This is a genomic window from Dyadobacter chenhuakuii, assembly GCF_023821985.2.
GTDB lineage: Bacteria > Bacteroidota > Bacteroidia > Cytophagales > Spirosomataceae > Dyadobacter > Dyadobacter chenhuakuii.
The window spans coordinates 5088821-5110139 of record NZ_CP098805.1 but is presented as its reverse complement, the minus strand read 5'-3'; the positions used below and the strand labels follow the sequence as shown (position 1 = coordinate 5110139).

18 protein-coding genes are annotated in these 21319 nt (G+C 45.7%); 13 read left to right on the top strand and 5 right to left on the bottom strand.

What is annotated here, in order from left to right:
- Nucleotides 1-61 precede the first annotated feature (61 nt).
- The 3 genes from NFI80_RS21370 to NFI80_RS21360 all read right to left on the bottom strand — a co-directional run bounded on the left by NFI80_RS21370 (nt 62) and on the right by NFI80_RS21360 (nt 2385).
- Nucleotides 62-808 carry a hypothetical protein gene (locus NFI80_RS21370; protein WP_235166272.1) on the bottom strand — a complete coding sequence of 249 codons (747 nt, stop codon included), beginning with the start codon at nt 806-808 and terminating at the stop codon, nt 62-64.
- Between the two features lie 94 nt (nt 809-902).
- Complete coding sequence (locus tag NFI80_RS21365) at nt 903-1469, bottom strand: hypothetical protein (protein WP_233797556.1); 567 nt, start codon at nt 1467-1469, stop codon at nt 903-905.
- 151 nt (nt 1470-1620) lie between these two features.
- Entirely contained in the window at nt 1621-2385 is a 765-nt protein-coding gene (locus NFI80_RS21360) for a 3-keto-disaccharide hydrolase (protein ID WP_235166271.1), read from the bottom strand.
- Nucleotides 2386-2577: 192 nt separating this feature from the next.
- Here NFI80_RS21360 and NFI80_RS21355 point away from each other — a divergent pair, with 192 nt between their 5' ends.
- The 3 genes from NFI80_RS21355 (at nt 2578) to NFI80_RS21345 (ending at nt 9101) form a co-directional block, all read left to right on the top strand.
- A complete protein-coding gene (locus NFI80_RS21355) occupies nt 2578-4422 on the top strand; it encodes a 3-keto-alpha-glucoside-1,2-lyase-like domain-containing protein (RefSeq protein ID WP_235166270.1) in 1845 nt (614 codons plus the stop codon).
- A gap of 29 nt (nt 4423-4451) precedes the next feature.
- A complete protein-coding gene (locus NFI80_RS21350; RefSeq protein ID WP_235166269.1) occupies nt 4452-6386 on the top strand; it encodes a c-type cytochrome in 1935 nt (644 codons plus the stop codon).
- A gap of 174 nt (nt 6387-6560) precedes the next feature.
- Complete coding sequence (locus NFI80_RS21345) at nt 6561-9101, top strand: hybrid sensor histidine kinase/response regulator (RefSeq protein ID WP_235166268.1); 2541 nt, start codon at nt 6561-6563, stop codon at nt 9099-9101.
- Here NFI80_RS21345 and NFI80_RS21340 read toward each other — a convergent pair.
- Both NFI80_RS21340 and NFI80_RS21335 read right to left on the bottom strand, forming a co-directional pair.
- Nucleotides 9089-10459: a sigma-54-dependent transcriptional regulator gene (locus tag NFI80_RS21340; protein WP_026628732.1), complete on the bottom strand. Its 1371-nt coding sequence runs from the start codon at nt 10457-10459 to the stop codon at nt 9089-9091. The genes NFI80_RS21345 and NFI80_RS21340 overlap by 13 nt on opposite strands.
- 129 nt (nt 10460-10588) lie before the next feature.
- Complete coding sequence (locus tag NFI80_RS21335; protein WP_235166267.1) at nt 10589-10921, bottom strand: hypothetical protein; 333 nt, start codon at nt 10919-10921, stop codon at nt 10589-10591.
- Between the two features lie 536 nt (nt 10922-11457).
- Here NFI80_RS21335 and NFI80_RS21330 point away from each other — a divergent pair.
- From NFI80_RS21330 to NFI80_RS21285, 10 genes are all read left to right on the top strand, one after another.
- Nucleotides 11458-12183, top strand: coding sequence for a ferritin-like domain-containing protein (locus NFI80_RS21330; protein WP_235166266.1), 726 nt, complete (start codon nt 11458-11460; stop codon nt 12181-12183).
- 27 nt (nt 12184-12210) lie between these two features.
- Complete coding sequence (locus tag NFI80_RS21325; protein WP_235166265.1) at nt 12211-13002, top strand: ferritin-like domain-containing protein; 792 nt, start codon at nt 12211-12213, stop codon at nt 13000-13002.
- 229 nt (nt 13003-13231) lie between these two features.
- Nucleotides 13232-14464, top strand: coding sequence for a sulfite oxidase (locus NFI80_RS21320; RefSeq protein ID WP_235166264.1), 1233 nt, complete (start codon nt 13232-13234; stop codon nt 14462-14464).
- Nucleotides 14465-14485: 21 nt separating this feature from the next.
- Nucleotides 14486-14908: a hypothetical protein gene (locus NFI80_RS21315; RefSeq protein ID WP_235166263.1), complete on the top strand. Its 423-nt coding sequence runs from the start codon at nt 14486-14488 to the stop codon at nt 14906-14908.
- 47 nt (nt 14909-14955) lie between these two features.
- A complete protein-coding gene (locus NFI80_RS21310; RefSeq protein ID WP_235166262.1) occupies nt 14956-15504 on the top strand; it encodes a thermonuclease family protein in 549 nt (182 codons plus the stop codon).
- An 18-nt stretch (nt 15505-15522) separates the two neighbouring features.
- The gene (locus NFI80_RS21305; RefSeq protein ID WP_235166261.1) at nt 15523-16185 is read left to right on the top strand and encodes a hypothetical protein; all 663 of its coding nucleotides are present in this window, start codon (nt 15523-15525) and stop codon (nt 16183-16185) included.
- Nucleotides 16186-16281: 96 nt separating this feature from the next.
- A complete protein-coding gene (locus tag NFI80_RS21300) occupies nt 16282-17403 on the top strand; it encodes a hypothetical protein (protein ID WP_235166260.1) in 1122 nt (373 codons plus the stop codon).
- Between the two features lie 78 nt (nt 17404-17481).
- Nucleotides 17482-18873: a hypothetical protein gene (locus NFI80_RS21295; RefSeq protein WP_235166259.1), complete on the top strand. Its 1392-nt coding sequence runs from the start codon at nt 17482-17484 to the stop codon at nt 18871-18873.
- Between the two features lie 29 nt (nt 18874-18902).
- Complete coding sequence (locus NFI80_RS21290) at nt 18903-19412, top strand: GNAT family N-acetyltransferase (protein ID WP_235160580.1); 510 nt, start codon at nt 18903-18905, stop codon at nt 19410-19412.
- A 142-nt stretch (nt 19413-19554) separates the two neighbouring features.
- Entirely contained in the window at nt 19555-21270 is a 1716-nt protein-coding gene (locus NFI80_RS21285; protein WP_235166258.1) for an AMP-binding protein, read from the top strand.
- The last annotated feature ends 49 nt before the right edge of the window (nt 21271-21319 follow it).

Genomic DNA, 21319 nt, shown 5'->3' with positions numbered 1-21319 from the left:
AGATTATTAGTGAAACCTGCCAGCTTAGATCCGACAGGTTTTAAAGCATTTTTTCCCCAAATCACTTCCCGAACAATCTTGCCCAGAAGCCTTTGGCTTTCGTTTTGGTTTCATCATATTTCTCCGAGGCAACTTCCTTTGCTTCCCTGAGTTCACTGGCGGCCTTGGCCCTCAGCTCTTCCGTTCTCTGCTGTGCTTCGGCCAGTTTTTCGGCTGCAATGGCTTTGGTTTCTTCAAATGCTTCGTTAAGATCTTCTCTGAGGTCCTCATATCTGTCAACAGCCGCATCCTTAATGTCTTCATACTTTTCAGTGGCTGCTTCTTTGAAATCTTCTGCTTTTTCGCTCAGGTCAGAAAAAATTTCTTCTGCTTTTACTCTTCCGGCGGCAATGTTCAGCTCGACTTCGTTCTGTAACTGTTCAGTTTTTTGCGAAAAGCCTGATTTCACTTCCTCAGCATCTGCTTTTACCTCCTCCACTTTATCTTCTGCTGCGGCTTCCAATTCCAGCGCTTCGTCTATGGTCCGGTCGGCTGTCGATTCGCCCGCGGCTTTCAGATCGTCAAGTGTTTCGTAAACCTCCGACTTGATTCCATCTGCTGCCACACCGGCTTCCTGAATTTCCTCTTCCGCTATTGTTTCCAATTCATCCGCTTTGTCTGTCTCAAACAACTCTGCGTCCTCATTTATTTCCTCCGCCTGATCCACGATCTCCTCCTTTTCCTCAGCAGCTTGCTCTTTCAGCTCTTCAACTTTCTTTTGAAGCGATTCTGTCACCTCTTCGGGTGTGGGTTTTTCGTTTTCGGCCATTGGGAAAAGAATTTTAAGGTGAAAAATATGTAACAGTTGATTTCGAAAGCTACAAAGGAGTTGGCAACGTTGCAAGGAACCATTCAGCTTTGTACTACTCTAACCTTCTAACCATCAATTTTTTAATAAGCTCATAAAATGGCTCAGGCTGCATCGTACGCCAGTTATTGAGCTGCAATGTCCCCCCGAAATTGATATAGTAATCGAGCCTGAATTTGTTCCATTGTTCCTCCACATGCTCTCTGAAATTTACCGCAGCGATCCAGCCGTCTTCCACATCGTCAAACCATTCGGCATAGTAATCATCCTCGCTTCCATGAAAGTCCAGAACATTCTCACCCATTAGAATAAACTGGTTAATGCCTTGATCCACAAGCGGATCGACAACCTGTCTTTTAAAAAACATAATGTCATTGTGCAGCGCATCATTCCACTCTCCAAACATTTCGATCACTGCATAACGCTTCGTATAATCGGCAAAAAGGATCTTTACATACAGCGTTTCGGAGCCGATTTCGTCCCATAACGGATGGATGTAGTAACCATAAATCGCATTTTCGTAATAATCCAGATTGTAGGTCCTGCCATGGAACGGCGATTTTTCGTCATGGCTGGCTATATAATGTTTTTCCCAATTGTAATAAGGCTCTATCTCCTGCATGACATTGAATTCTTAACGCAAATGATAAACTAATATAACGATAACAGAACAAAAAAATGGCTTAAACAGTCTGTTAAACCATTTAAGCCATTAAAATATTATACCTGAATTCAGCCGTGCCCGAAGCACCGGCCGCCGGATCGCCTGCTGCTTACAGCTCGCGGATCCAGATGTTGCGGAAACTCGTTGTATTGTTATGATCCTGTAACTTGATCGGGCCTTTTCCGTGTGGCTCGATCGTTGGCTGGCCTACGTAAGGAGTTGTTCCCTGGATCATAGTGTGGTTTTGAACCAAAACACCATTATGGATCACCGTAATGTATGGAGGAATCGTCATTTGACCATCCTTATTGAAATGCGGCGCTGTGTAAACAACATCATAAGTCTGCCATTCACCTGGCCCTACGGTTGCATTCACAAGCGGCATGGTTTGCTTGTAGATAGATCCGGCTTGTCCGTTGGAGTAAGTTGGGTTGTTATAGCTGTCCAAAACCTGCAATTCATAAATGCCCTGCATAAAAATACCGCTGTTACCACGTCCCTGGCTGTTGCCTTCTACTTTCGCAGGTGTACGCCATTCAATGTGCAGCTGGTAATCTCCGAAAGTCTGCTTGGTTTGTATATCGCCTGATTTGGGTGCAACGGTCATTGCTCCGTCCCCAACGGTCCAGGGCGCAGCGGCTTTGCCATCTTTGCCTGAAACCCATGCATCCAGATTTTTTCCATCAAATAAAACGATTGCGTCCGAAGGTGCAGTAAAACCGGAAACAGCCGTCGACGGTTTACCAGGCGTTACAAAGCGGGGAACCGGGCTCCAAAGTTCACTCGATTCAGGCGTTTGCTTAGCAGGTTGCAGCTGGGCATGTGCAGCAAATGCCGTTGCAAGGCTGAACGCGGTTAGGATTAGTTTTTTCATTTTAAAAAATAACTTTTTGGACTAATTACTATTGAAATAATATCAAAACACAACATTAGGTAAAAAGCATTAACAAACGCGGTTCTCACCTAATTAAATGTAATATTTTGGATTCTTATCACGTAATTTGCACCCGCGTCGACCGATGGCCGGGCAGCATTTTAAATAAACCGATACAAGCTTACTTCACGTATGTTTAGAATTAACCGTTCTCTTTTCCAACTTCTTGCAGGTGGGATTGCTGCATTTGCTATGCAATCCGCTTATGCACAGCAGCCTATCCCTTTAAACGACCTGAGTGCGTTCACTACCAAATCCGACAACTGGAAGATCGTCGGTAATGCAGCAGCTGATATTTCCAAAGAAAATGTACTGATCACGACACCCGGGAAAGGTGTGCTGGCTTGTACACACGAAAAAGGAAAATACGGCAACCAATATGAACTGATCTCCAATTTCAAGCACGGCGATCTGGACATTGAGCTTGATTTTATGCTGACCAAAGGATCTAATTCCGGAATCTACTTGCAAGGCAACTACGAAGTGCAGCTTTTTGACAGCTGGGGTAAAAAAACAGCCAAGTACAATGATAACGGCGGAATTTACGAGCGCTGGAATGATTCAAAACCCGAAGGCGAAAAAGGTTATGAAGGTTATGCGCCGCGTTTCAATGTGGCCAAAGCACCCGGATTATGGCAAAACATTAAGATTTCCTATCAGGCGCCCCGCTTTGATGCAAACGGAAAAAAAACCGCCAATGCAGTATTTCTTTCAATCGTGCTGAATGGCGTTACGATCCATGAAAATGTAGAAGTAAGCGGCCCTACCCGCGGTTCATTAACCGGCGAAGATGTGGCGATGGGCCCGATCCGCATTCAGGGTGACCACGGATCATTGGCTATCAAGAACATTGTGATCAATAATTTTGATAAAAAGCCGGGAACGTTATCGGAGCTGACTTACAAGACTTACTATGGTGCTTTGTCCGAAACAGAGGACCTTTCTAAAATGACAGCCGCTGAGACAGGCAAAGCAGAAGCGTTGAGTTGGGAAATACTGAAAGAGAATAATAATTACTCTTACGTATATACTGGCCGCTACAATGCTGCTACGGATGGCGATTACAACTTCAAGTTACAGGCTTCCGGAAATTCATACTTGAAGATCGACGGAAAATATGTGATCGATGCTCAATGGAAGTCCAACAACGAATTCCGTGAGGGAAAAGTGAATCTGAAAGCGGGTGACCATACCATTGAAATATTCAATAACAAAAAAGATGGCTGGATGCGCCCGGTTCTTGGTCTTTGGGTGAGCGGACCTGGTTTCAGGGAAATTGCTTACCATACCAAAAGCTCTGCCATGGCTGGTGGCGTTAATGACCCGATCCTGATCTCTGCCGGAACAAACAATGTTACCCGGAGCTTTATGGATTTCAAAAAAGGCAAAGAAAAAAGACAGCGTGTGGTGCATGCAGTTTCGGTGGGAAGCCCTTCTAATCTGCATTACACTTACGACCTGGACAAAGGTGCAGTTTTGCAGGTTTGGCGCGGTGAATTCCTGGATGCAACGCCGATGTGGCACGACCGCGGCGACGGATCTTCCCGTCCAAGAGGAAGCGTGACGCTATTGGGCAATGATATGGTCCTTGGCAAATCGGCAAAAGGAAAATGGCAGGCCGACACAACCGGCAGCGGTTACCGCCCGAAAGGCTATGTTCTGGACGACCAGGACGTTCCTACTTTCCAGTATCAGGCATTTGGATCGGCTGTAACAGATTACATTTCCGTAGTGAATAACCAATATTTCGAGCGAATTATTAAAGTAAACAATCCTTCGAAAGACCTGGTTGCCAGACTGGCTGACGGATCGAACATTGAAAAAGTGGCAGACGGACTTTATGCAGTTGACAACAAGTCGTACTACATTCAACTGGCTGATAAAAGTGTTAAACCTGAGATCAGAAGCGCTGACGGCGCGCAGGAATTATTGGTGCCGGTTACAAATGGTGAAGTGAAATATTCGATCCTGTTCTGATTCAAAATCCTTATAGACATTCATATATAATGAAAAAAATTGCTCAAATAGCGTTTGCTCTTCTGGCAACGATTTCAATGCTGAAAGCACAGGAATCACCCAAAGAAGAAGACTTTTACAAAATCGTCACCCCGCCCATTCCAGAAGGCATTATCCTTGAAGTGGGTGGATTAACGACCATGCCAAACGGCTCACTGGCCATTTCCACACGCCGCGGAGAGGTTTGGATCGTGGATAACCCGACCAGCCGGACGCCTTATTTCAGAAAGTTCGCGACGGGTCTGCATGAAATTCTTGGCCTTGCTTACAAAGAAGGTGCATTATACTGCGCACAACGCGGCGAGCTGACTAAGCTGGTTGATAAAAACGGCGATGGCAAAGCGGATGTTTACGAAACCGTTTACGCATGGCCATTATCCGGACATTATCATGAATATTCTTTCGGGCCTAAACTGGCACCGGACGGAAGCTTTTTTGTGAGTGGTAACGTGGCTTTTGGTGACGAAGAATGGTGGAGAGGCGAAAGCCGTGTGCCTGGCCGTGGCTGGATCTTTCACATTACCAATGACGGAAAATTCGAACCATATGCAACCGGCGTGCGCTCTCCGGCGGGAATCAGCATGCTCGATGGCGAGCTGTTCTATACAGACAACCAGGGCGACTGGATGGGAACTGGCGGAATTTTTCAGGTTAAAAAAGGAGGGTTCATGGGCCACCCGGCTGGTTTGAAATGGGCTGCCGGCACACCGGTGAAGCTTACAGAAAAGCAATTCTTTGCTGAGCGCGACAACCGCCAGAATAAAGACGACAAAGGACGGGCGATCAAGCCGGAAAACACAGGCAACGAAACGCCGCAGTTCCTTTATCAGCTGAAAGAAAAATATGATATGGTGCAGCTTCCGGCTGTTTGGTTGCCATATGGTGTACACGGAGTTTCTACATCAGAATTGATTTTGGATAATACCCAGGGCAATTTCGGACCATTTACGGGACAGGTTTTCGTGGGCGACCAGGGACAAAGCAACATTATGCGTATTGTTCTGGAAAAAGTAAAAGGCGAATACCAGGGTGCGAGCATTGGTTTCCGCAGCGGTTTCCAGTCGGGCGTTTTGCGTATGGCTTTTGACAAAGACGGTTCTATGTTCGTAGGTGAAACAAACCGCGGATGGGGTTCGGCTGGTGATGCTAACCAGGGTTTGCAGCGCTTGGTATGGAATGGTAAAATGCCGTTTGAAATGTACACAGTGAAGGCTCAGCCGGATGGTTTTGAAATAGAATTCACAATGCCGGTTGATCGTAAATCTGCGGAAGATCTTGATTCTTATAATGTGAGCAGCTATTTGTACAAACATTACCCTGTTTACGGAAGCCCTCCGATCGATACGAAGGAAGTGAAAGTAGTGGGTGTAAAGGTTTCTGATGATGCCAAAAAAGTGAGAATCGTATTGGATGGCATGCGTCAGTATTATGTGCACAAAATCCAGCTGGAAGGCGTTCGTGCTGCTACAAACAGCTGGTCGCTTGTTCATACGGATGCTTACTACACATTGAACAACATTCCTGACGGAGAGAAATTGAAAGTTTCTGACCTGAAAACGACCAGATCAGGAAAAGCGGCTGCTTCGGTTGCTGCACCTGAAAAAGAGCACGTTTCTCCGGATGGAAAAGGCAAAGCAACTACCGGCAAATCCGCAGCCGTGAAAGTGCCTACGTTTGCAGAGGTAAAACCGCTTTTGGAAAAAAATACATGTCTGGCTTGCCACGCTGCCGACAAGAAGGTGGTTGGACCATCTTACCTGGATGTTGCCAAACGCAAATACAGCAATGAAAAGATCGTTGATCTGATCTATCATCCAAAACCTGAAAACTGGCCGGATTATGCAACGCCAATGCCTCCTATGCCGCAGGTTTCGAAGTCTGATGCAATGAAAATTGCTTCATGGATTAATTCCCTTGCAAAATAATAAACCTGCATTTCGCAGCTGCGGGGTGCATTTTGAAATACGCTTGGAAAGGCTGCCCAAATATGCGGGGCAGCCTTTTTTCGTTATATTCACATTCTAAATCAGACAGATGCAGCTGAATTGCACCTTTTACGATTGTAAATTCGTTAAAGACATTGCATACTACATTCCGATATGTCCGTTCTTCGTGACCTTTTTTTCCTAAAATCAGTTAAAGGCAAAGTCTTGCTGGGATTTCTGTTGGCGTCGCTGGCATTGGGCACGTCGTGGATTATCAGTAAAGAAGCATTTGAAGATATGCTGATCAAGCTGGAAGTAATGTCTACGCCGAATGATAAGCTTCGGCTGGTCAATAAAGTTTTTAAAAACATCATTCAGCTCAACCATTTACAAAACACACGCACATTAAAAGGGGAAGAAAAAAACGAGCAGGTTTTAGCGCAATCCAAAGAGCTGATTGCAACACTGGATTCGCTGAGCAATATGAGCCTGGACGACCACCTTCAGATCATTCGCATTGACTCTATGAAAAGCCTGCTGAATGAGCGGGAAAAAATTTACGGAAAGTATGTCAAGGTCCGATCCAAGCTGGTGAATAACAAGGATCTGGAAGAAGAAGTAAAATCCATTTCCGGGCTGATCACTACAAAACTGAAACCGGATAGCACGGTTGTAAAAACGGAAAAACGAACGACTACGACGACCGTTTACACGGAGTTACCTGACTCTTTACAACAAGCCAGCGAGAAAAAAGGATTTTTTAACCGGGTATTTGGCGGTTCGAAAAAAGCAAAGAAAAACGCCCCTCCGCCACCCGCGAAAGTGGTACAGAAACAGGAAGTGAATGTTCAGGTCGATACAATAACTGTTGCACAGGAGGATAGCACCATTGAAAAAGTGGGCGAAGCGGTGAACGCCATTGAAAAATCACAAAAAATCCGAACAACCAGCTTTGTAGACCGGGAGCAGGAACTTGCCACAGCAGGTAATTCACTAGTGCAGCAATTGTTGGATGTAATGCAGGAAGTGGAAGCAGAAGTGCTGAAAGAATCCAATCTGGAAGGTTCCAGGTCGAAAAACATTGTGACCGGCAGCATTAATACATTGGAGTATATCATGCTGGGATTCTTTTTCCTGACTGCGATGCTCTCCTATCTCATTTTTACGGACATTACCCAAAGCAACGCCTATCGCAGCCAGCTCGAAGAAGCCAAAGAGGAAGCCGAATATCACAGCATGGCCAAACAGCGGTTTTTATCCAATATGAGCCATGAGATACGCACGCCGCTGCAATCCATTATAGGTTATACCGAAGCATTAAAAAAGGACGAAAAACCGAAGCGACAGGATCTGGAAACGTTGCATTCGGCGTCAGAGCACCTGCTGCATCTGGTCAATGAAGTCCTGGATTACAGCCGCATTATCTCGGATCGGTTTACTTTTGAGGAACGGACTTTCGCTATTAATCCCTTGCTCAATGAAGTTGTTCAGATGCTGCGGCCAACGGCGGTTTCGAAAGGACTTTTATTGCAATTTGAAAATGGGCTTTCTCCAAAACTCTATCTAAACGGCGATCCGTTCAGGCTGCGTCAGGTCCTTTACAACCTTCTTACAAACGCTATCAAGTTCACCGAAAGCGGCGAGGTCGTATTGCGGGTTACGGGTTTTGAGAGTGACAGCGATCTTGAAATTGAATTTCAGATCTCGGATACCGGCATTGGCCTATCGCCGGAACAAGTTCAGCGCGTGTTTAACCAATTTGAACAGGCCGATCCTTCCATATCACGTAAATATGGCGGCACAGGTCTGGGCCTTAGCATTGTAAAGGCTTTGGTTGAAGGCATGTCGGGCAAGATTAAAGTCAAAAGCACACTCGGGAAGGGCACGACTTTTTTTGTAACCACCCGTATGAAAAAAGCTGAAACATTGGAAATAGCGCCCGAGGAAGCGGACAACAGAAATTATAATGTGGTCGGAAAAGTATGGCTCGTCGACGATGATGCCTTTATCCTGAAATGGTGTTCGTCCGTTTTGGACAGGAACGGCATTCCGCATACATGTTTTTCATCAGCAGAGGAGGTTTTGAGCCGTCCGTGGGATCCGCAGGTGAAGTTTGTACTTACAGACATGCGTATGCCTGGCATGAACGGCGCAGAACTTTGCAAACGCCTCCGCCAATCTGCTTCCGGGAGCACCAAATTCTTCGTACTAACCGCGCAAGCGCTTCCTGAGGAGCGAAAAGGCTTGCTAGGGATGGGATTTGACGGTTATCTGATGAAACCTTTCCATTCCAATGAACTGCTGGAATTACTGGAAGCCTCGTCCACAAAAGCCGAAGTTCCGGAAAAAACCGTAACCGAAAACTCCGCAACGGCGCTTGATTTCACATCATTGAATGAAATGACTTTTGGTGATGAAAGTCTGCTCAGGGAAATCCTGGAACAATTTGTAAAGGATTCGAGAAAGGATGTAAGCGATCTGGACAGTTACATCCAAAACAACGACCTGGACAAAGCGCAGGAACTCATGCATCGCCTGGCCGGCCGCACGGGGCAAATAGGCGCCCGCGAGCTTTCGGCCAAGCTCCGTCAATATGAAGTCGCTTTACGGGAAGACCCTTCTAAAATTTCAATCGCGGAAATGCAGCAGGTTGTGAAAAACGCTGCCATTGTGGTTGAGCAGGTTGAGGAAAGGGCCCTGGCTTACTCAATATGATATTTTTCTATCTTGTAATAAAGCGTTTTCCTGTCGATGTTTAACAGTTTCGCAGCTTTGCTCTTATTGTAGCGCACTTCCTGCAAAACCTTTTCGATCATCTCCTTTTCATGTGTTTCCTGCAAAGCTTTCAGATCTGAGCCCGTTGGCTTTTGCTGATCTTCCAGAGCGGTGATCATTTCTGCAGGCAACGCGCTTAATGTGGCTACTTCTTCTTTCGAGAGCAACACCAGGCGCTTGATGACATTGTTCAGCTCACGCAAATTCCCCGGCCAGTCGTATTTATGGAAAACGTCCATTACTTCTTTGGACAGTTCCCGCACATTTCTGCCCAGTTCCTCGTTCGCTTTGTCTACAAAATGTTGAATAAATATGCCCAGGTCCTCGCCTCTTTTTCTCAGCGCAGGAACTTCTATCTTAAATTCGTTTAATCTATGATAAAGATCTTCACGGAAATCGCCATTCGCCGCGCTGGTCATCAGGTCCTCGTTGGTGGCTGCGATCAACCGCACATCTACCTTAATCTGCTGTGTAGCGCCTATCGGCACAATGATACGCTCCTGCAAAGCGCGTAAAAGCTTGATCTGAACGTCATATCCAAGGTTACCGATCTCATCCAGGAACAATGTGCCGCCATCCGCTGCCTCAAACTGCCCGATCTTATCTTGCAATGCACCGGTAAATGCGCCTTTTTTGTGACCAAAAAGTTCGCTCGCAGCCAGTTCTTTGGATAATGACCCGCAATCGATCGCTACAAACGGCCCGTTACTACGTTTGCTCATCTTATGGATCGACTTGGCGACATGCTCTTTTCCTGTACCACTTTCCCCCTGGATGATCACCGACATATCCGTAGGCGAAACCAATCGAACATACTCGTAAAGCTGCTTTGAAATCTTGCTTTTCCCTTCGATGAATTCAAGCGATTGCTTATCGGCTTTCGCATTGACCTTCGTTTTTGGAGTCGCCTTCGTATCTGTTGATTCGGCTTTGTTAAGTGCTTCTCGTAGTACCATAAGCAGTTCCTCCGGGTTAACCGGCTTGGTTATGTAATCAAAAGCACCGATCTGCATGGCTGTAACAGCAGTACGCACATCGTGAAAACTTGTCATGATGAATGCAGCAGTACGGTTTCCTTCACTTCTCAGTGCTTTCAGAAAATCGACCGAATTACCATCCGGAAGACGATAATCCAGCATTAACACTTCAAACGGTTCTTCGGTATCGCTACTTTTCAGTGCTTCTCTTGCTTCTTTGATATTTGAACAGACTTTAACCGAATGGCCATGCTTACCAAGGAAATTACTTAGCAGCTTTGAGAATGTAGTATCGTCTTCTACGAGGAGCAGGTGGGCCATGGGTTTTCTGATTATCAAAAATAAATACTAACTAACGAGCAGGGGAAATGTAAAATTATAAAAACAAACGCCAAAAGCCGGATAAATGTCCGGCTTTTCATTTTGAGCTAATAAATATAACGTGCAGTCCTAATCAACTTTCTTTCCGTATTTGTCTAGATTGATGACAGTTGACTCTTCGCCTTTCCTGGCATTGATCTCAAAATACTGCGAGTTATCTTCCTTTGTAACCAAAAAAGCACTGGTAACCTGCCAGCCTGCATAAGCTTCTCCCGAAAGCGTATTCTTAACTGCTTCGGGCAGGTCATCCGGCCGAACAGCAACTTTATCCTGGCTTACGTTTAATTCGGTTACGACCGGGCTTGTTACATTGGCCTGCACATGGGAGGCACCCAGCATGGCAATGAATGTAGTGGAAAGTATGATGTGCTTCATCTTGTTAATCGTGTTAGGTAAATTCATAAAAGCTCCTGATAATTTAGTGCCACAACCCAGCGCGATACAAATTAAGTTGATACTCAGATATTAACAAATCCCTTGTTCCATACATACGGCCCCACATGTACGATCTTTCAACAAGTTGTAGCATTAAACGTCAGAACAGGAACCAGTTAGCAAAAAAGTGCGTATCCGACTTATTCAGGCTGATTTACGAAATGATCCGAATTTTTTCAAGCAAAAAGTGCTTAGAAGAAAAGGATTAAGCTATCTTTGCATAGAAATTATTACTTAGTAACTGATAGTATTTAATCTACAATGCTCCGCAATATAAGGTCGTCCAGGCGATTTGGTATAAACGAATATTTACTCAACGTTACTTTCTAATATCGGATGATCCGAAAGCATCAAGAGCCTGGCAACAGGCTCTTTTTGTATTTAAGCCCCCCGCCAAAATCGCTTTCATTTTTTCGTTAACTGATCTAAAGTAAATAGGAGGTCGTAGGTCTGTTAAATCTTTTCGATAAACGGAAGGAAAGTCAAGAAACCTTTTTATTGCTATGAACAGACAAACGAAATCAAAAATCGACTCCGGAAAAGAAGAGGGAGCAAGCGCGTCAGTTGTCAACCGACGTCTATTTTTGCGTTCTGCCGGATTGGCCACGTCTTTGGGAACCATTGTAATTGCTGCCGCTTGTAATGACGACGATCCGGATCCAATGATCCCTGGAACGGGCGACAGTGTGGACCTGGGCTCAGGAGATGTTGGTGTATTAAACTATGCATACGCGCTTGAACAATTGGAAGCCGCTTTCTATACACAGGTTATTGCTACGCCGTTTGCCGGCATTACCGACGCGGAAAAAACAATTCTTACCGATATCCGCGACCACGAAATTATTCACCGTGACTTTTTCAAGAAAGCATTAGGTGACAAAGCGATTAAAGATCTTACTCCAAACTTTGCAACGATCGACTTCACAAAACGTGACGCAGTATTAGGTGCTGCGAAGCTTTTTGAAGATACAGGTGTTGCTGCCTATAATGGTGCAGGCAGATTGCTTAAAGACGGCGGAAATCTGCTTCTTGCCGGAAAAATCGTTTCTGTTGAAGCCCGCCACGCAGCGGTGATCCGTGATTTGTTGAAACCAAAGTCGGCTGATTTTGCTGGCGATGATATCATCAACGAAAACGGGTTCGACAAAGCTGTTGCCCCTGCTGATATCCTTGCAGCCGTAAAAGGTTACGTGAAGGATACGATCACGGGAGCAAATGTGGGTAAATAATTTAATAACTAATTTGATTCAGAAACAATGGATATTTTCAAAATTATAGATGACTTTCAAAAAATTGATGGGGATGCAGCAGGCCGCCTTGAGTTTGCCACACGTCGTCACTTTATGAACAGAATCGGCAGTAAGCTTGCAACAGTTGCAGTTCCTACTGTCTTTGCTTCAATTGTAAACAAAGCGTATGCGCAGTCTGCGAAAGCAATCGACGTGCTGAACTTTGCACTGACACTTGAATATCTGGAAGACGAGTTCTACAAAGCAGGAAACGCAGCTGCGAACCTGATCCCGGCCTCGGATAAAACGATCTTCACACAAATCGGCAAGCACGAATCACAGCACGTAGCATTCCTTGTGAAAGCTTTGGGCGACAAGGCGATCAAAAAACCAACATTTGATTTCAAATATGGTGGCGCTTTTAATGATGTGTTTACCAATTACAAAACTTTTGTAACAGTTTCCAGCGCACTGGAAGATACAGGTGTGCGTGCTTACAAAGGACAGGCTGGCGAATTGCTTGCTGACGCGCAAATTCTGGAATACGCATTGCAGGTTCATTCGGTAGAAGCACGTCACGCGGCTATGACGCGCAGACTGGCTGCAACGGTAACAGCAAACCCGGCTATGAAAGGCTGGATCACCGGTAAAGAAGGCGCAGTAGCGGCTATTTACGCAGGTGAAGACAATATGACACAAGGCGGTGTAAACCTGAAAGGCCTTGCTTCGAAATCGGATGCAGCTATAACAGAGGCATTTGACGAACCATTGACGAAAGCCGCAGTGCTTGCAATTGCAGGTCCGTTCATTAAGGCATAACACGAGTTAGTAAGCATTAGTAAATTCTCCCTGTTGGACGTATACATGCACTTTTTTAAGTGAGTAATGTTCGAATGTCAGTACACACTATTATCGTAAGTGAGAGGTTGTCCAGCGGGCAGCCTCTTTTTTTATTAAAAATCGCTTAAATCGGGTTGATTGGGTGCTATACTAATATCGTTTATGTAAATTCGACCGTTGATATTTCGAACTATTTCTGAACCTCATAATGAATTCCGGATCCGACAGACGTGGCTTTTTGAAGCAAAGCAGCATGGCAGCACTTGCTGCAGCAATGGGAACGAACATTGTTTTTGCCAACAAAATGCCCAAAGGTTATATCCCGCTCCTATTCGATGAAAAGGACGCGCTTAAAGGCAAAAGCCAGGAAATGATCGTGCAGGGAGATAAGCCCTGGAATGTAGAATCGCCCGTTCATTTGCTCGACGACCGCATTACGCCGGTTGACAAAATGTTCATCCGGAATAACGGGCTCATTCCGGAAACGATCGACGTGGCTTCATGGACATTGACAATTGATGGAGAATCGGTGAAAGCGCCGAAGACATATACATTGGCTGAATTAAAAAAGAAATTCAAACCTTACACTTACCAGCTGGTGCTGGAATGCGGCGGTAACGGCCGTTCCGGCTTTCAGCCGCAAGCCTCGGGAAACCAGTGGGGACAGGGTGCGGTGCATTGCGCGGAATGGACGGGCGTTCGCTTGAAAGATGTGCTGGCCGATGTGGGCATTAAAGGTGATGCGGTATACATTGGTTATCATGGTAAGGATCAGCATTTGAGCAAAGACCCAAAAAAGGAAGCTATTTCACGCGGTGTCCCGATGTCCAAAGCCCTGGAAGACGAGACGATCATTGCATGGCAGTTGAATGGTAAGGACATCCCGGAATTTCACGGTTATCCGTTAAGACTGGTTATAGGCGGCTGGCCAGCTTCTGTTTCCGGAAAATGGCTGAGCCGGATCTCGGTCCGGAATAAAGTGCATGATGGTGCCAAAATGGAAGGCCATAGTTATAAGATGCCCAAAAGCCCGGTTTCGCCCGGTGAGGATGTGCCCCAGACGGACGAGTATTTTAAGATTATTGAATCCATGCCCGTTAAATCGCTCATTACTTTTCCAAAATCGGGCGCAATGATCGCACCTGATGCCGAACTGGCGTTACGCGGACACGCATGGGCGGGCGACCATGCTATTAAAAAAATGGAGGTTTCGATTGACTTTGGTGCAACCTGGAAAGAATGCAAGCTCGAAGCCCCCGCTAACAGACTGGCTTGGCAGCATTGGAATACCAAGGTAAAATTCCCTTCCAAAGGTTATTATGAAGTTTGGGCCAAGGCAACCGATGACAAAGGAAATGCACAGCCCATGGTCATCCCGGCCTGGAATCCGGGCGGTTACATGAATAATGCCTGCGAGCGGATCGCTGTTAAAGTCGGTTAATCACAGAGAAAATTTCCTGCAATGCATTTGATAAAAAATAAAAATGTTGGCCTGCTGCTCACACTATTCCTTTTTTTGGGATTGGTTTCAACGGCTTTTCGTACAGAAACGCGTGTTGAGAATCAGGCAGGGTTTGCCAGTATGCCTTTGGATACAGCGAAAACAGATAAAGAAACCGGCCTGGTAACGGATCCGAACCTGTATATGGTGAAGGCGCAATGTACGAGCTGTCATTCGTCTAAGCTCATCATTGCCAACCGATTCACAAGGGACGGCTGGAAACAGAAGATCCGCTGGATGCAGGCCAATCACAATCTGTGGGACCTGGGCGAAACGGAAAAACAGGTCCTGGATTATCTGGAAAAACATTATGCTCCTACGGCAACAGCAGCCCGCAGGAAGCCCCTCAACGACATTAAGTGGTACAAGCTTGAAGAACAGTGAAAGTGATTAGCGTGAAATTTTTTAGAGTAAAAGTGAGTAGAGTGAGAGTGAGTAGGGTAAGATTCAATGTGTTGATTGCGCTGACATGCTTGTTGACGCTTTCGTCTTTCAGTGATAACAATGCAATTCGCCTTCAAAATGGCAGCATTCAGCAGCATTACGACTTACCAAATCCTTTAAAAGCAGAGGTTATCGCGATTCAGGACGGCGACACCATTGAGCTCAAATTCCTTTATGCAGGAAAAAAAGCGGGTCAGAGAATGGGGAAACCGATCAGGATCAGGCTTTTGCATGTGAATTGCCCCGAACGCGGGCGGCCTTATTATAAAGTTGCAAAGCAATACACAAGCCAGCAATGTTTCCGGAAAACGGTCCAGATCAGGCATGCTGGTAACTTTGATAAATATGGCAGGTTACTGGGCGAAGTTGTGCTTCCCAATGGCCGGATTTTGAATAAGGAGCTGGTTAAAGCAGGACTGGCTGTACATTTCAAAAAATATTCGAAAAGCCAGGAATACGCTAATCTCGAAATTCAGGCAAAAAAGCAAAAGGTTGGTATATGGAGCCAGTCGTCGTTATTTTTAGGTCAATTATAATTCTGATAAACACTATAAATGTCTTCTGCCTCGGCACTTTACCAGATACTGTATCAAAACGAAACATTGTTCCGTTTAGAAGGAAGCATTGTGCCTGAGGTCCTGGAAAAATCAGTTGTAAATGAGCCTGAGCGTGATCCTGCAAATGCACCCGTACAAGCATCTTCATCTGCACCTGTACAAGCACCAGCAACTGCGCCTGCTGCTCCTGAAGTTCCGCAGCCAATAGCAAAATCAACTCCCAAAACTCCTGCTATCTTGCCCAATCCAGGTCCGGCGCCTGCATTACCCAATGCAGACTTCCCGGCATTGCTGCACAGCATACTAATCCTGATGGACGCGCCTAATCAGAAAGAAATGGCTGCGTCGGAAGCATTGTTCCTCGACAGCATTCTGAAAGCAGTCGGACATTCCGTGGAGAAAGCAGACATATTGAATTACAGCTTTCTCAAAGGTCCGGATGCCCGGAAAGTTTTATCGGAGAAGAAAACGAACTTCTTTATCACCTTCGGCGTGCCGCTCATTAAGCTGCATTTGGACCTGTTACTCATGCCCTACACGCCTAAGCTGGTCGACGGCGTCTGGTTTCTGCTCACCGATCCGTTGCATGTTATTGAAGCCGACAGGACTCTCAAGAAGAAACTGTGGCAGGCTTTACAGAAGATGTTTGAAATGTCCTAATCGTCAGCTGGTTACCTTTTTTAATCCCCGGTCATCACAATAATGTAGCAATTTTCTCTGTTTTCATGGATAATCGCAGGTTAACCATGAAAAACTATGGCAAAATTGACTGAACTAATTGCGAATTGGTTCCGCCCCAACGCATCCGACGCGGACCAATACTATGATGATGAGCCTGTTGAAAACGCAACAGCTCCCAACGCTCCCTCCGATTATACGCCTGTAACCTACATTCAACCAACACACGTACAGGCGCCTCAACCTGCTGTTGCCGAAATTCCTGAAATACAGAAAGTGGAAGTGCCCATGCCGTATTGGCTGGAAGACGAAGATACATTGCGTGATGAGGGTGTTTTGTTTGGACTTTCTGAGTCTGACCCGAATGAAAAGACGGACATTATCCATAAGTATTTTTCAAATCTCGTTGCCGGCCACATTGCCAGCATTGAACAGCATAATGAACGCATTCAGGAACTTAACCTCTTTATCGGGCAGAAAAATAACCGGATTGAGGAATTAAAGGACAAGTTAAAAAACCCGGTTAGTAACACGGAACGCGAGCACCATTTGCCCCGCACATTAATGGGCATAACACTCTGCGTGGCCATGTGTATCGGCAACTTCTTCCTGATCCGGGAATCATTGAAACCTGCATTTGCAGATAATTCGTGGATCGCGCTCGGTGTGTTCCTGGCGGGAATGTTCAGCTTATTTGGCAAAATTTCCCTTTTCCATGACACTGAATCCCGGGTGACCTGGAAGTCGCTACTGGAAGAGATCGGGCTTCCGTTTGCAGCAGCATTGTTTGTGTTTGCCAATGTTGTTACACACCAGACCTGGTGGCAGGCATTAGCGCTGTTTATATTCGTTTTCTTCCTTTTTATGTTCGCAGGCAAGCTTTTGCTGAGCAACATTACGGTTTTATGGAACGATACAAAGGCTTGGCTCCATATCCGGAAAGACAGCCAGGATTCCGCTGACAATAATTACAACTGGGAAAACGAATGCCAAACCCTTCAAGTGGAAATTGACGAGTTGCGCGTCAAAAAATGGCAGATCCTGCGTGAACAAAGCACTTCAGAAACGGAACGCGACAAGCTTTATGCAAAGAGGGATATGCTGGTAAAACTGTTTGAAAGCGAGTTTTACCTGGCCCGCAGAATGAAGAACGAGCTTACCGCAAGACAGCTGAATCTGATCCGCAAAAGCAGGGATTAAGCTTACAGGCACAGCTTTTTCGAAGTAATGTGCTGATAATTAGAAAATTGATTTCGATCATACAAAATACGAAACGTCATGAACGAGCAGAATCCAAACCAGGGCGGCGATTTCCAGCACGGATATTCCAGCGGAATCGAAGGCATTGACCGCCAGGTATATGAGGCCTATCTGTCCAGCAATGTGAACCACGACTGGGTTATTGATAGAATTAACACCAAAAGAGAAGAACTTTCTTCGGTCAAAAATAAGCAGCAGGAAACCATCAGGCAGCATAAAACTGCTTACGACAAACTGCAAAATGAAGTGATGGGCCTTAATAATGCTGCCAAAAAAGTGCAGGACAGCGAGAAGTCCATTGCTGAAATCGACTCTATAACCGAGGAATTGAGGGAAAAACGTGCGAGCAAGGCGCCATCCTACTCCTTAATTGCCGGACTCATATTTCTGGCAGCAGGAATATCCTTTATAGCGGGTGACCTGATCATTTCCCACGAGATCGTGGCCTATGCCTTGAATATCCGTAACTCCAACGAAGCCTGGGCATTTGCGATCGGTTTGGCCATGCTTTCCATCCTGTTGAAGCCAGCTTATGACCGGTTGGTAGAAGAACCTTATCACAAAAATGAAACGCCCAAAGCGAGGTCACGTTATGCCGGATTTAAACTGGTGCTTTCCATTTTTGCGATTGTTACCCTGATCATTTTGGGTTGGTTCCGTTATGAAGCCTATCGGACAGATAAGCTGAAAGAAGCGATCAATAAATCGGTTAAAAACCTGCAATTGAATGCAGTTGACCCACTTACGGGTGCGCCGGTGAACAGTCCCGAGTTGACGAATAAGATCGAAGAAGCGCTTCGTAATTCGGATCAGCTAAATCTGGATCTGGTTAATAGTCCCTGGGCGTTGCTTTCTTTCGTCATGAGTGGTGTGCTTTTTGCGATTGCCGGTGCCGTCTCGCTAGGTATGGCATTGCCTGTCTTGCAGGGTTTCTGGTATAGATGGCTGCAAATTGACCCAAAACTCTGGCGTTTGAGACGCAGAAGAAAACGCATTCTCAAACAAATGGAGCCATTACAGGAAACGCTAACCGCACATTTGACACAAAAAAGCATCCTGGAAAATGATATTGCGGTGATGCCTGCTCTGGAAGAATTGAAACAGGAAGAAGCCAAGATCAAAGCGGAGATAGAAAGCCTGGAAGCAGAGCGGAAACAAACATTAACCGACACACGTGTACATTCATACGGAGACGGATATGCGCATGGTCAGGTGAGTCGGGATGTGATGGGCGAAGAGGAATATGATGCTTGGAGAAACAGCCATTTAACCGTTTCCAACCTGGCATTACGCGCCAAATCCAATGCCTCGGCAGACCGCGCTGTTCCCCGCTCACGCGCTACGGGAATGCGCCCACACCAGGCAATCCGGAAAGCAATAACGGACCGGTTTGACGAAAACAACTCATAATGTTCTAAATTGGGGGTTAAATTATTGATATGATTCTAACCCCCAATTTAAGGATTGTACCCTGCGACGATACGCTTTTTGACGCCATACGCATGGGTAATAACACATTAGCACGCGTAATGGGTGTGAATGTACCTAAAAAGTGGACCGAGTTCCGGGATACTTTTACGCCATCGTACCATCGCTGGAAAGCCCACCCTCCTTTACGGGACTGGTGGGTTTATTTGGTTATACACATGCCTGATAACATGCTGATCGGCTCCTGCGGCTACAAAGGCGAACCGGATGCAAGCGGAATGGTCGAAATAGGTTATGAGATCATGCCTTCACACCGTTTGAAAGGTCTGGGATTGGAAATTGCAAAAGGGCTTACCGAACATGCATTTGCACAACCCGGCGTTCATAAGATACTGGCGCATACATTAAGGGAGGAAAATGCATCTGTGAAAATCCTGGAAAAAATCGGTTTTAAGCAAACTGAGGATATTAACGATCCCGACGAAGGGCCGCTGTGGCGTTGGGAACTGGCACGAAAATAATTCCTGAGAGGCTTTTGCGTTATCATTTAAGAATTATTGTTTTTCAAAAAATTAATTGGACACGATCAATAATTTTCTTTTGTTATTGATTACCTTGATTTTTGGAAACGCACCTATTCCGAACCCTTTTCCTTTTTGAATTATGATCGCTATATCTAAGGAAACCTATCCGTGGCTGAAAAATTACCCCGAAGGAATTCCCTACGAAATAAACCCTGACGCTTACGTTTCCCTTGTTGACATGATGGAAACGACATTCCGCGACAATGCGGACAAGCCTGCTTACACCAATATGGACAAGCAGCTAACGTTTGGCGAAGTAGATGTTTTGTCCAGAAATTTCGCGGCCTATCTGCAAGGACTGGGCCTGGTTCAGGGCGACCGCATTGCTATCCAAATGCCGAATCTGCTGCAGTATCCGGTGGCCATGATGGGTGCATTAAGGGCTGGATTGATCATTGTGAATACGAATCCGCTGTATACGCCGCGTGAGATGCAGCATCAGTTTAAGGATTCAGGCGCCAAAGCGGTTGTGATCCTGGCGAATTTTGCCATGAACCTGGAAAAAATTGTTGCTAACACCAACATTCAGCACGTAATCATCACCGAGATCGGGGATCTTTTAGGGTTTCCTAAAAAGCTGATTGTTAATGCTGTTGTAAAATATGTGAAGAAGATGGTGCCGAAATACAACCTTCCGGACGCTGTCTCTTTTACCAAAGCATTATCCATAGGCGCGGGATGCGAATATAAAAGGCCAAACATCTCAGGGATTGACATTGCATTTATCCAATATACGGGTGGAACAACAGGCGTTTCAAAAGGCGCAATGCTCACCCATCGCAACCTGATCGCCAATGTAGAGGGAATCAATGAATGGCTGATGTCTAAAATGAGACGTTCGCCAGCCACAGGCCAGCTTACCATTGTAGGAGCATTGCCATTGTATCACGTTTTTGCTTTGACCATTAACGGCTTGTGCGGCATTAAATGGGGTGCGCTCAATATCCTGATCACCAATCCAAAGGACCTTCCGGCATTTGTGAAGGAATTGAAAAAATTCCGTTTTCACATCTTTCCGGGCCTTAATACATTGTTTAACGGGCTCCTCAACAACCCCGATTTCAGCTCCGTTGATTTTTCTGAACTTAAAATAACCATTGCCGGCGGCATGGCGCTGCAAAAAGTAGTTGCCGAGCGCTGGGAAAAAGTAACCGGCTGTCCGCTGGTAGAGGGATACGGCTTATCGGAAACGTCACCGGTGCTTTCTGTAAATCCATTGGATGATCATCATAAGCCAGGCACAATAGGACTTCCCTTTCCGAGCACGGAAATGCGTATCCTGAAAGATGACGAAACCTGGGCAGCCGTTGGCGAGAAAGGTGAGATTTGTGCCAGAGGGCCACAGATTATGCTGGGCTATTACAACCGCCCCGACGAAACTGTAAAAGTGATATTTGAAGACGAAAGTGGTAGATGGTTCAAAACGGGTGACATTGGTTATGAAGACGCAGATGGTTTTTTCAAAATCGTGGACCGTAAAAAAGATATGATCCTGGTTTCCGGGTTTAATGTGTATCCTAATGAGATTGAAGATGTGGTTGCGCAATGTCCGGGTGTTATGGAAGTTGCGTGTGTAGGCGTTCCTGACGAGAAGTCGGGTGAGCTTGTAAAAATATATGTTGTGAAGAAAGATCCGGCGCTTACGGAAGAAAAAGTGAAGGCCTTTTGCAAGGAAAATTTAACGGGCTATAAGATCCCGCGCCAGATAGAATTCCGAAATGAATTGCCAAAAACGAATGTTGGAAAAATCCTGAGAAGGGCACTGCGGGAGGAAGAATTGGCCAAAGCTAAATAGCGGATATCTGGTATTATTTCACAATTCCTTCATTTCAAAAAGCCCGTAA